Below are 12,051 nucleotides of genomic sequence, written 5' to 3' on the forward strand. Positions count from 1 at the left end.
CGGCTGAAGGCGCTGGGCGCCCTGGCCCGCGCCGGCTTCCCGCGCGACCTGGCCGAGCGCGCCCTGGACATGGACCCCGAGGACGCCACCGACCGCCTGCTGGCCGCCCGCCGTGGCTGAGGGCATGACCATGGCCGGGCTGCGGCACGGCATGCGCGCCGCGGTGCCGCTGATGATCGGGCTGACTCCCTTCGGGCTGGTGGTGGGCATCGTTTCCCAGAGCAAGGGGCTGAGCCTGGCGGAGACACTGCTGATGTCCGGCGTGGTCTATGCCGGCACGGCGCAGCTTCTGGCCATGGAACTCTGGGCCGATCCGGCGCCGCTGCTGGCCGCCTGCCTCGCCGCCTTCGCCGTGAATGTGCGCATGCTGCCGATGGGCGCCGCCCTGGCGCCGCTGCTGGACCGCGTGCGCGGCTGGCGCCTGTGGCTGACGCTGGGCACCATCGTGGACCATTCCTTTGCCCTGGGCGTGGCCAATATGCGTTCCGGCGGGCGCGACCCCGGCTTCCTGCTGGGCATCGGCCTGACCCTCTGGGTCACCTGGATGATCTTCGCGGCCCTCGGCCATGTGCTGAGCGGCGCGATCCGCCTGCCGCCGGGTCACCCGATCTTCTTCGCCGCCACCGCCACCTTTGTGGCGCTGCTGGTCTCGCTCTGGCACGGCAAGGGGGAACTCTGGCCCTGGGTGCTGGCCGCCGGGCTGGCGCTGGGCGCGTCCCGGCTGGGCCTGCCGCAACCGGTGCCGCTGCTGAGCGGCGCGCTGGGCGGCGCCGCCCTGGCTGCCTGGCTGGAAGGGCGCCGCAACTGATGCTGCGCATGGACGTGCTGCTGGCCATCCTGGGAATGGCGGCGGTGACCTTTCTCTGCCGCGCCGGCGGCTATGCCGTGCTGCGCGTGGTGCGCCCGCCGCCCTTCGTGGAGGCAATGATGCGCAACATCCCCGGCCCGCTCTTCGCGGCCTATGTGGCGCTGGCACTCTCCCGCATGGATTACGCCGCCTGGCTCTCGGCGCTGCCGGTGGCGCTGGTGCAGTGGCGGACGCGCAACCTGGTGCTGTCGATCCTGGCCGGGGTGGGGACGCTGGCGGCACTGCGGTACGGGATGGAATGACGCAGGCCAGGGGGCGCCGCCCCCTGGAACCCCCGCCGGGGTGACAGTGTCACCCCGGACCCCGCCATCTGTTTTCACTGGCGGCGCGGTGGTTACGCCGAGGGTCCATGACCCTCGGCGACTGAGGGTGCAGCCTGCATGCCCTTCTTGATTTCGATAATGGCGACAGCCGCCACGCTGCGGCGCAAAGCCGCGGAAAACTGACAGCGGGGTCCGGGGTGGACTTTCCACCCCGGCGGGAGCGTCCAGAGAGGGCGGAGCCCTCTTTGGCCCCGGCCGCCGCCTAGAACACCATCCCGAAGGGCAGCACCATCACGGTATCTCCCGGCGCGACGGCGGTGACCTCTTCCCCCAGTTCCGCGAAGGCGTCGGAGCGGGTGAGGGAGGTCAGCAGCCCCGCGCCCTCCCGCGGGTATTTGCGCGCCACCGGCAGGGTGGCGCCGGGCTGGAGCGAGACGCGCACGTATTCCCGCCGCCCGGCCTTCTTGCGGTAGGCGAAGTCGGCGGTGGCGGCAAAGCGGGGCAGGGCGCCGGGCGTGGCGCCGGCTAGACGCAGCGCCAGGGGCCGCGCCAGGTGCAGGAAGGTGACGATGGCGGCCACCGGGTTGCCGGGCAGGCCCAGCACCGGGGTGCCGCCAACCACGCCCATGGCCGCCGGGCGGCCGGGCTTCAGCGCCAGGCGCCAGAAGACCAGGCTGCCGCCGGACTGGATGGCGGTGCGGACATGGTCTTCCTCCCCGGTAGAGACACCGCCGGAGGTCAGCAGCATGTCGTGGCGGGCGGCGGCCTCGCGCAGCGCCTCGGCGGTGGCGACGGGGTGGTCGGGCAGGATGCCGAGGTCATGCGCCTCCACCGGCAGGCCGGCCAGCAGGGCGAGCAGGGAGAAGCGGTTGCTGTCGTAGGTCTGGGCCGGGCCCAGCGGGGTGCCGGGGGGCGCCAGCTCGTCGCCGGTGCTGAAGACGCCGATGCGCGGGCGGCGGGTGACGGGCAGGGTGGCGAAGCCCAGGGCGGCGGCCAAGCCGATCTCGGCGGGGCCGAGGCGGGTGCCGGCGGGCAGGGCCAGCTCGCCCAGGGCCACATCCTCGCCGGCGGGGCGGCAATTGGCGCCGGGCTTCAGGCCGGGGGGCAGGCGGATGCTGCCATCCTCCGTCTGGGCATCCTCCTGCATCATCACGGTATCGGCGCCGGGGGGCATGGGGGCGCCGGTCAGGATGCGGAGGGCGGTGCCGGGGGGCAGGGCGGCGGCCGCGGCCTGGCCGGCGGCGAGGCGGCCTTGGAGGCGCAGCACGGTCTCGCTCGCCGGGTCCAGGTCGGCGTGGCGGAAGGCATAACCATCCACGGCGCTGTTGAAGAAGGGCGGCAGGGGGCCGGGGGCGTGCAGGTCGGCGGCCAGGATACGGCCGCGCGCCTCAATCAGATGCAGGGTCTCGCGGCCTTCGAGCACCGGCACGCGGGCCACCACCAGGGCCGCCGCATCCTCCACGGACAGCAGCTTGCCGCCATGGGCGAAGCAGTCGTCGCTTAGCTGGGCCATGGCGCGGCATGGGCGAGCAGGAGGTCCGCCACGCGCTCCACCTCGTCGATCCCGGCGAAGGGCAGGGGGCCGGGGGGCGGGGTATCGGTGGCGGCGGCGCGGATGGCTGGGTCCTCCGGGTGCAGCCAGGGCTTGCCGGTGGCGGCGCGGAAGACCTCGATCTTGGGGTGGCTGTCGCGCTTGAAGCCCTCGACGATCACGAGGTCCACCGGGTCCAGCTTGCGCAGCAGCTCGGTCAGCGGCGGCTCGGGCGCGCCGCGCAGCTCGCTCATCAAGGCCCAGCGGTTGGCGGAGGAGATCAGCACCTGCCGCGCGCCCGCCTGCCGGTGGGTATGGCTGTCCTTGCCCGGCTGGTCGATGTCGAAGGCATGGTGGGCATGCTTGACGGTGGAGACCGCGATGCCGCGCGCGCCGAGCACGGGGATCAGGCGGGCCAGCAGGGTGGTCTTGCCGGCGCCACTCCAGCCGGCCAATCCGATGAGGCGCATGGGCCATCGCTTAGCGGCGGGTGCCGCCCCCTGCAAGGCCGGCGAGGCCAGGGGGGAGCCCCATGAAAACAGGGCCGGAGGATGCTCCCCGGCCCTGCCCGCCGCCTCAATCCGCGCCTGCCGGCCGTGAATCCGGCTTGCTGCTGCCGGGCCGGATCGCCTCATGCGCCTGGGCGAGTTCCTGCTCCACCCAGAGCGCGTGGTGCTCCCGCGCCCAGTTGTAGTCCACATGCCCGTCCCACATGGCGGAGAAGGCGCCCTCCACGCCCAGGCTGCGGATGTAGATATGCACCAGGATGGCGGCCACCATCACGGCGGAGACGATGCCATGGGTCAGCTGCGCCCATTGCAGGCCCGCCAGGTCCATGCCCGCGACGGGGAAGAGCAGCAGGTAGCCGGAGACCGCCAGCGCCGCGCCGCCCAGCACCGTGATCCAGAACATGCCCTTCTGGCCGGCATTGAAGCGGCCCGCCTTGGGATACCTGCCGCTGATCATGCCGCCGCCCTGGGAGAGCCAGGTGGCATCCTCCCGCGCCGGCAGGCTGCTGCCCACCCACAGGACGAAGAGCAGCAGGATGCCCAGCGTGAAGGGGAAGGCCAGGAGGTTATGCGCCGTCTCCCCCCAGCGGGAGAGGGTGGCGAAGGCTTCCGGCCCGATCGCGGGGCGGATGAGCTGCCGCCCGAAGGTCACGTTGAGGCCCGAGAGCGCCAGCAGGATGAAGCAGATGGCCGTCATCCAATGCGCCGCGCGCTCGACGAAGTTGAAGCGCGGCATGGCGCGGCCGGAGAAGCCGGCACGGATGCGCACGCGGCCGCGGATCAGGAAGAACAGCACCAGCACCAGCAGCGTGCCGGCCATGGCGATGCCCGCCGCCCAGGACAGGGTGCGGCTGTGCAGGGCGCGCCAGTCCTGCTGCGCCCGGTCCGAGGCGGAAGGGCCGGAGGCGGAAGGGTCGGGCGCGCGCCCGCTTTGCAGCGGCGATTCCAGCGGCAGCCCCTCGGCCGGGGGGGCCTGCGTGGAGGTGGGCGGGGCCGCTGCCCCGGGCGCCGGCTGGGGCACCACCTGCTGGGCTTCCGGGCTCTGCGGGGCCTGCTGCGCCTGCGCCAGGCCGGTCAGCAGCGGCAGGGCGAGCGCGAGGGCAAGGGCCGCGCGCCGCATCACACGCCCACCGGCTTGCGGAAGGCGCCGCGCCAAGCGGCGCGATGGGTGACCTTATGCATCTTGCCGCGCCCGCTGCATGTCCAGCGGTTCGGCGCTGCTTGCCTGAGGCTGTTCCTGGCGCGTCATCCTGCTCCCTGCCGTGTCAGTGTTTCTGGTCCGGAGCGGTTAGGTGGAGAACCGTCCATCTTGGGATTGTGGCGTAGGCCAGCACGGGCCGGCAAGCAAAGCCGGGCAGCATCTGGCCGGCAGGGGAACCCATGCCCGCCGCGCAATGCCTGCAATGCCCGGCCGCGCCATGGGTTGCCGTGAGGCTTTGGCCGGCCGACTCAGGCCCCGCGGCCCGTGGCGGCCCGGAGGCCAGGCTGGCCTGCTTTCCCGCCGAATGGACTAATTTTCATATTTCCGAGTACCGTCCTGGCTTCTTCCGAAGTCTTGACAGGCAGTACCCAAGCGCCGGCAGGCAAGAACAGTGCGGCAATGCCCGGCACTGCCGCATAACCGCCCCACTGTGATGTCACCAGGGCAGACCATCGCTGCCAGCCGGCGGCCGGCCTGAAAGAAGAAACCGAACGACCGATGCTCACCAGCCTGTCCAATACGCTCCTGGCCACCGCGCTGCTCCTGATCGTCGTCAGCGCCATCCAGCCATTGGCGCGGCGGCTGATGCTTTCCTCCACCGTGCTGCTGGCCGGTGTCGGCATCCTGCTGGGCGGCGGCGCCACGCTGCTGCGCAACACCACGCAGACCGAGGCCCTGGACGACGCCGCGCGGACGCTGCTCGACTTCCCGATCAATGCCGATGTCTTTCTCTATGTCTTCCTGCCGCTGCTGGTCTTCCACGGCTCGCTGTCCATCGATGTCCGCCGCCTGGCGCGGGACTGGGTGACGGTGCTGGTGATGGCGGTGGTGGCCGTGCTGGTCACCACGGCCGCGGTGGGCTTCGCCCTGGCGCCCATTGCCGGCGTCTCGCTCACCGCCTGCCTGATGCTGGGCGCCATTGTCGCCACCACCGACCCTTCCGCCGTGGTGGCCATCTTCCGCGAGATCGGCGCCAATGGCCGGCTGACGCGGCTGGTGGAAGGCGAGAGCCTGCTGAACGACGCGGCCGCCATCTCCATCTTCACCATCCTGCTGGCGCAGATCACCAGCCGCCATGGCGCCGAGCCGCTGACGGCCGCCATCGGCTTCCTCGCCTCCTTCGCCGGCGGCATCGGGGTGGGCTTCGTCTTCGCCCGGCTGGTGGTGGCCGCCGTGCCCTGGCTGGGCGGCAACCGCACCGCCGAGGTCACGCTGACGCTGGCGCTGCCCTATATCGCCTATATCGTCTGCCACCAGTTCCTGCATGCCTCGGGCGTCGTCGCCGCGGCCGTGGCGGGGCTGACGGTATCAGCCATGGGGCCTTCCACCTTCCGGCCGCAAAGCTGGCAGTTCCTGCAGGATGTCTGGGACCAGCTCTCCTTCTGGGCCAGCTCCATGGTCTTCGTGCTCGCCTCCATGCTGGTGCCCAAGCTGCTGCTGGGTGTCACGCAATGGGACGCGGTGCTGGTGGGCGTGGTGGTGCTGGCCGCCATGGCGGCGCGCGCCGCCGTGCTCTTCGGCATCCTGCCGGTGCTGGAATACACCAAGCTTTCCCAGCGCGTGCCTTCCCCGGTCAAGGCCACCATGCTCTGGGGCGGGCTGCGCGGCGCCATCACCCTGGCGCTGGCGCTCTCCGTCACCGAGCATGCGGGCGTGCCGGACCGGGTGCAGCGCTTCATCGCCATCCTGGCCACTGGCTATGTGCTTTTCACCCTGCTGGTGAACGGCACCACGCTGCGCTTCGTGGTGCGCTGGCTGAAGCTCGATGACCTCTCGGCCTCCGACAAGGCGCTGCGCAACCAGGTGGTTGCCATCGGCCTGGGCGAGGTGCGGGACAAGCTGCGCCACACCGCCGGCGAATTCGGCTTCTCCGCCCCCGCCACCGCCCATGTGCTGGGTGGCTACGAGCGCCGGATGAAGGAGGAAACGGCTGCCAATACCTTCGACACCGCCATCGGCGACCGGGAGCGGGTGACGCTGGGCCTGATCACCTTCGCCTCCCAGGAACGCTCCGTGCTGCTGGAGATGTTCGAGGACCAGGTGCTCTCCCGCCGCGTCATGGAGAACCTGCTCTGGACCGCCGAGAGCATGATCGACGGCGCCCGGGCGGAAGGCCGCTACGGCTATATCCAGGCCGCCCGCCGCCGCTTGCAGCCGACGCTGCGCTTCTCCTTCGCGCAATGGCTGCACCGCAAGTTCCGCATCGACACGCCGCTGATGCATTGCATGGCCGAGCGCTTCGAGACGCTGCTGCTGACCCACCTGGTCTCGGTGGCCATGAGCCGCTTCATGCGCCGCCGCATGGAGCCCGTGCTTGGCCGCCGCGTGACGGAGGTGGTGGGCGACATCGTGGCCCGGCGCGAGGACCTGCTGCAGGACGCGATGGACGTGCTGCGCCTGCAATACCCTGGCTATGCCGAGGCGCTGGAGGCGCGCATGCTGCGCCAGATCGGCCTGCGCATGGAATCCGAGGAATATGTCTCGCTCCGCCGCGAATCCCTGATCGGCGAGGAACTGCACGACGAGCTGCTGCGTGGGCTGGACACCCTGCGCCACCAGATCGCCCGGCCGCTGCAATTCAACATCCAGTCCGGCATCGACCGCCGCATCAAGGAATTCGAGGTCTTCGCCGGCCTGCAGGAAGCCCTGCTGCACGACCTGGCGATGAGCGTGACCACCCGCTTCGCCGTGCCCGGCGAGCGCCTCTTCCGCAAGAGTGAGGCCGCGGGCTCGGTGCTGCTGATCAGCCGTGGCGTGGTGTCGCTGAAGAGCGGAGCCGGGGAATTGCTGCTGAGCACCGGCGAATTCTTCGGCGAGGCGGAACTGCTGGCCAGCCAGCCCCGCCGCGCCGCCCGCGCCACGGCCACCAGCTTCTGCCACCTGCTGGAACTCAGCGCGGCCGATTTCGCCCGCCTGCTGCACGAGACGCCGGAACTGAAGCTGCGCATGGAGCGCATCGCCGCCACCCGCCAGCCGGCGGAAGCCCCGGTGGCCCCGAAGCCGGTGGAAGCGGTATCGGCCAAGCTCCTTGGCGCCGAGGCAGTGGCCGGCACGCCGTGAGAACAGGCCGGGGCCAAGGGGGGCGCCGCCCCCTTGGAACCCCCGCTGGGGTGACAGGGTCACCCCAGGCCCCGCCATCTGTTTTTCAGCTTGCGGCACCTTGGTTCCGCCGAGGGTCATGGCCCCCTCGGCGACTACGGCTTCAGCCCGCGCGGCCTTAAAAAAATCCCGCGCAGCGTCCCGGCATGAAAGCCCAAAACTGGCAGCGGGGTCCGGGGTGGACTTTCCACCCCGGCGGGGTCCAGGGGCAGCGCCCCTGGCCTATCCTCTCAGCGGAAGTGCCGCACTGGCTCCCCCCGCCGCATGCGGGTCTGGAACAGCATCCCCGGCGCGCGCGGCACCACCTCCGGCCCGGCGGGGCCGTGCCCGCCATCCATCAGCGCCATGGTGCCCAGCATCCAGAAGATGGTCTGCATGTCCGGGTTGAAGAGCACGGATTCGCTGTAGCTCAGGATGGCGAGGATCACGAGGAACATCAGGATCCAGCTCGCGCGCCGGGCATTGCCGCCGAAGAGGCCGCGGATGGCGCGGAACAGCGTCACCGCCAGCATGGTGGCGCCCAGGGCGGCGCCCAGCGCGCCCAGTTGCAGCAGCACTTCCAGGTAGCCGCTATGGGCGGTGGGGACTTCCCATTCCACCAGGTCCCAGACCCTTCGCATGCCGGGCATGCCGTCGATCCAGAAGGCGAAGTAGCCATGGCCCAGCAGCGGGCGGGTCGAGATCACGTCCCGCACCGCCGCCCAGATATAGACGCGGCCGGTCAGCGAGGAATCCTTGCCGATGATGTCGAAGAAGCCTTCGACGCCCATGGCCGCGAAGAAGAGCAGCACGGTGGTGGCCCCGATGCCGAGGCCGAGCAGCGTCGTGGCCATCCAGGCGCGGCCCTTGTGCAGGCCGAGGATGATGCCGGTGCAGGTGGCGGTGAAGAGCGTCAGCAGCAGCGAGGTGGTGGAGCGGCAGAGCACCAGCATCGCCAGCAGGCCGAGCAGGATGACGAGGTCGCGCGGCCGCAGGAAGCCGCGTTCCAGCACGATGAAGGACAGCGAGAGGGCGCCGGCCAGCATGGCCATGCCCAGCGCGTTCTTCTGCTGGAAGACGCCACGGATGGCATTGGCGTATTCGCCCACGTCATAGCCGACGGAAGGGCGCAGCACCGCCTCGGCCAGGGAGAGCGCGGCAATGCCCAGCATGGTCAGCAGGATGATGCGCATGCTGCGGCGCGGGCCGAAGCCGGCATAGGTGGAGAGCACGAAGAGCAGCAGCCCGGTCATGCTGACGCAGCGGCGCAGCGAATGCATGGGCGATTGCGACCATGCCACCGAGGCCAGCAGCACGGACAGCATCAGCAGGAAGGGCCAGGCGGGCCGCAGCAGCAGCAGGCAACGCGGCAGGCCGCGCATCACCAGGGTGGCGCTGCCCAGCAGGATGACGAGTTGCAGCAAGGTATTGACCGGGTCGAAGCTGCCCAGCGCATTGGGGTCGCCGCCGCCGTTCAGCGCGATGCGCGCGCCGCTGGCCAGCCAGACCCCCAGGATGACGAAGCCCACGCGCAGCCAGGAGGCGCCGAAGATGGCGTGGCTTTCCGCCAGGGGCGGGGCCGGCGGCGCTGGCGGGCCGGGCTGGTGGCGGAAGAGCGGGATGGGGCCGCCCGGCGCCGCCGCCCGGATCGGGCGGGGGCCGGCGCTCAGAACACGTTCTTTCCGCTCAGGCCCACGAAGATGGTGCGGAGCATGATGCGCAGGTCCAGCCAGAGCGACCAATGGGTGATGTAGTAGATGTCCATCTCCACCGACTTGCGGGCATTCTCCGGGTCCCGCAGCGCGTTGGAGCGCATGCCATGCGCCTGGGCATAGCCGGTGAGCCCGGGCTTGATGCGGTGGCGCGTGGCATAGCGGCGCACCATGTCCGAGAAGCGCTCCTGCCCCACCAGCATGTTCGCGACATAGGGGCGGGGGCCCACGATCGACATCTCGCCGCGCAGCACGTTGATGAGCTGCGGGATCTCATCGATCGAGAGCCGGCGCAGGATGCCGCCGACGCGGGTGATGCGCGGGTTGTGGCGGCTGTTGGTGCCCACCGAGCCGTCGTCGCTGAGGTCCACCGTCATGGTGCGGAACTTGAAGATGGAGAAGGACTTCTGGCCAATGCCGGTGCGCGGCTGGCGGAAGAAGACCGGCCCCGGGCTGTCCAGCCGGATGGCAAGCGCCACCAGCAGCAGCAGCGGGCTCAGCACCAGCAGCGCCAGCCCGGCCACCAGGTAATCCTCCGCCGCCTTGACGATGCCCTGGCTGCCCTTGAAGGGCCGGTACATCACCTGCAGCGTGGAGAGCCCCGCCACGGGGGCGATGCGCGCGAAGGAGGGGCGGACGCCGGCTTCCTCGAAGGGGATCACCACATCGGCGGCGATCCATTCCACCGCCGCCATCAGGCGGAAGATCTCCGGCGCCTTGTCCCAGCCCTGGGCCAGCACAATGAGGTCGATGGTATGGTGCTGGGCATAGGCCGCCAGCTCCTCCACCGGGCCGGAGACCGGCATGCCCGCCAGGCGCGTCACCGCCGGGTCGTCCGAGGCGCTGCGGTAGAGGCCCACCACCTCATAGCCCGCGGCGCCCGTCAACTCGCGCAGCGCCGCCTCGCCCACGGGGTTGGCGCCGATCACCACGGTCTTGCGGCGCAGCAGGTGGCGTTGCTCCACCAGCCGGATCATCACGTGCTGGAACTGCCGGTTGCCCAGCAGCAGCAGGAACTGCAGCGCCTGCCAGGAGAGCAGCCAGCCTTCCGCCAGCCCGAAGCCGGGCAGGAAGGCGGCCAGTACCAGCAGCGCCACCACCGCCGCGCCGGCCGCGCCGGCCAGCAGGTGCCCAAGCTGCTTCCAGAAGGTGGTGTAATTCTCCACCCGGTAGGCGCCGATGCGCCCGAGCGCCGCGAGGAAGGCCCAGATCTCCGCCAGCACCACCACCGCCTGCTGCGGCCAGTCCAGCGGCTGCGGCCAGAAGAGCGGCGCCAGCAGGGCCGCCAGCACGATCATCGCCACGTCCGAGGCGCGCACCAGCCGGTTCAGCAGCCCATGCGTCCAGCGGAAGGTGGAAGGCCGCTCCTCCGGCGGCAGGGAAGACGCGGCGGGGGAGGCGGGCAGGGCGTGGCGGGGCAGGGGCTTGTTCATGTCGGCACCGCTCTGTCAGTAGACCGTGCTGCCGCGGTTGATCGCGTAGCTGAAGCTGCGGTTGAAGGGGATCAGGCGGTTGACGGCCTGGTCGATCCAGAGGTTCACCTCGCCGAGGCGGGAGCGGGGGACGAAGACGATGTCGCCGGGGAAGACCGGCACGTCCTGCGCCGGGTCGGCCGTGGCGGCGAAGCTGTTGAGGTCCACGGTGCGCAGCATCGGCCGGTTGCCGGGGCTGCGGCGGATCAGGATCACCTCGGTCATGCGGGCATCCTCGGCCAGGCCGCCGGCCATGATCACCGTCTCCAGCACCCCGCGCGGGCCGGCCATCTGCACCGCCCCCGGCCGCTGCACCGCGCCGCCCACCAGCACGGCGGAGCCGGCGGCCTCCTCCAGCGAGACGGTGACGATCGGCTCCCGCAGCACGCGCAGCGAGGCCTGGGCGATGTTGCGCTCCAGCTCGGCGGCGGACAGGCCGGCGGCGCGCAGCTGGCCGGCGGCGCGCAGGCCCATCTGGCCATCGGGCGCCACCAGCGCCGTCTCGTTCATCTCGGGCGTCAGCAGGAACTGCACCCGCAGCTTGTCCCCGGCGGCGAAGCGGTAGGTGGGGGCGCTATCGCTCCAGGGCGCGAAGCCGCTGGGGTTGCTCGGCACTGGTGCCAGGGACTGGGTGGTGCAGCCCCCCAGCAGCAGGGGCAGGAGCAGGGCGGCGGCGGTGAGGCGAAGGGGTGTCATGAGCATCACAGCATGCGCGAGAGGATGGGGGGCAGGACCCGGCGCTGGCCGGTATAGACGAAGCCCAGCAGCGTGCCGCCGGCGCCCAGCACCCAGTCCCGCAGCGCGCGGGCGCGGCTGCCGATCGTCCGCTCCCCCCGCACCACGATCAGGTTGAGGTCCATCAGGGAGGTCAGGCGGCGCATCGGGTAGCTCTCGTCGGCCTGGGGGCCGATCACCACCACGGCGTCGAAGGCCTGGCGTAGCTGGGCCAGCAGGTTCAGCGTCTGCTCCTGCGTCGCCATCGGGTCGGTCAGGTGGGAATGGGCGGCGTCGAAGGAGACCCAGAGGTTCGGCACGGCGGTGGAGAAGACCAGCACATTGCCGGGCACCCGCTCCTCCACCTCGCGCGGCTCCGAGCCCAGGGCGGCGAGATGCGCGGCGCCATCGGTGCGCAGGTCGATCAGCAGGGTGTCGGTGTTGTTGCGCCGGGCATATTCCATGGCCACGGCGCGGGCCAGCACATCGCCGCCGTCATCGCCCCCGGCGGAGACGAATTGCACCAGGCAGGGGCGGCGGCGGTTGACGCGGGCATCCAGCAGCAGCGCCACCAGGTCCGCGACCTCCGGCACCGGCGCGGCATCCCGCGCCAGGGGCAGGGCGCCGAAGCTGGCCAGGGCGGGCAGGGAGAGGCCGCGCTCGGCCTCGGCCGGCGTGGCGAAGACGCGGCGGGTCAGGGTCA

The 12,051-nt window shown here is 71.2% G+C and carries 10 protein-coding genes; 3 read left to right on the forward strand and 7 right to left on the reverse strand.

Features of this window, described 5'->3' with window-relative positions:
• The first annotated feature begins 124 nt into the window (after window positions 1-124).
• Entirely contained in the window at window positions 125-808 is a 684-nt protein-coding gene (locus tag IBL25_RS20545; RefSeq protein ID WP_187780384.1) for an AzlC family ABC transporter permease, read from the forward strand.
• Window positions 808-1,110 (forward strand): AzlD family protein, encoded by a 303-nt coding sequence (locus IBL25_RS20550; protein WP_187780376.1) that lies wholly within the window; start codon window positions 808-810, stop codon window positions 1,108-1,110. Before IBL25_RS20545 ends, IBL25_RS20550 begins: the two co-directional genes overlap by 1 nt.
• A 283-nt stretch (window positions 1,111-1,393) precedes the next feature.
• On the opposite strand, the gene IBL25_RS20555 is transcribed toward IBL25_RS20550, so the two are convergent.
• From IBL25_RS20555 to IBL25_RS20565, 3 genes are all read right to left on the reverse strand, one after another.
• Window positions 1,394-2,644, reverse strand: coding sequence for a molybdopterin molybdotransferase MoeA (locus tag IBL25_RS20555; protein WP_187780377.1), 1,251 nt, complete (start codon window positions 2,642-2,644; stop codon window positions 1,394-1,396).
• The gene (gene mobB / locus IBL25_RS20560) at window positions 2,632-3,132 is read right to left on the reverse strand and encodes a molybdopterin-guanine dinucleotide biosynthesis protein B (protein WP_187780378.1); all 501 of its coding nucleotides are present in this window, start codon (window positions 3,130-3,132) and stop codon (window positions 2,632-2,634) included. Before mobB ends, IBL25_RS20555 begins: the two co-directional genes overlap by 13 nt.
• 106 nt (window positions 3,133-3,238) lie before the next feature.
• The gene (locus tag IBL25_RS20565; RefSeq protein ID WP_187780379.1) at window positions 3,239-4,291 is read right to left on the reverse strand and encodes a formate dehydrogenase subunit gamma; all 1,053 of its coding nucleotides are present in this window, start codon (window positions 4,289-4,291) and stop codon (window positions 3,239-3,241) included.
• Window positions 4,292-4,870: 579 nt separating this feature from the next.
• Between IBL25_RS20565 and IBL25_RS20570 the strand changes: the two genes are divergently transcribed.
• Window positions 4,871-7,432, forward strand: a complete 2,562-nt coding sequence (locus IBL25_RS20570; protein ID WP_187780380.1) for a cation:proton antiporter — start codon at window positions 4,871-4,873, stop codon at window positions 7,430-7,432.
• A gap of 269 nt (window positions 7,433-7,701) precedes the next feature.
• Here IBL25_RS20570 and IBL25_RS27645 read toward each other — a convergent pair whose 3' ends face one another.
• The 4 genes from IBL25_RS27645 to IBL25_RS20590 form a co-directional block, all read right to left on the reverse strand.
• A complete protein-coding gene (locus IBL25_RS27645) occupies window positions 7,702-8,979 on the reverse strand; it encodes an O-antigen ligase family protein (protein WP_187780381.1) in 1,278 nt (425 codons plus the stop codon).
• Between the two features lie 137 nt (window positions 8,980-9,116).
• Complete coding sequence (locus IBL25_RS20580) at window positions 9,117-10,595, reverse strand: exopolysaccharide biosynthesis polyprenyl glycosylphosphotransferase (RefSeq protein WP_187780382.1); 1,479 nt, start codon at window positions 10,593-10,595, stop codon at window positions 9,117-9,119.
• A 15-nt stretch (window positions 10,596-10,610) separates the two neighbouring features.
• Window positions 10,611-11,330 (reverse strand): polysaccharide biosynthesis/export family protein, encoded by a 720-nt coding sequence (locus tag IBL25_RS20585; RefSeq protein ID WP_187780383.1) that lies wholly within the window; start codon window positions 11,328-11,330, stop codon window positions 10,611-10,613.
• A gap of 5 nt (window positions 11,331-11,335) precedes the next feature.
• On the reverse strand, window positions 11,336-12,051 hold a 716-nt coding region (locus IBL25_RS20590; RefSeq protein WP_202986838.1), incomplete at its 5' end, for a P-loop NTPase family protein.

This window comes from Pseudoroseomonas ludipueritiae, from assembly GCF_014490445.1.
GTDB classification, from domain to species: Bacteria; Pseudomonadota; Alphaproteobacteria; order Acetobacterales; family Acetobacteraceae; genus Pseudoroseomonas; species Pseudoroseomonas ludipueritiae.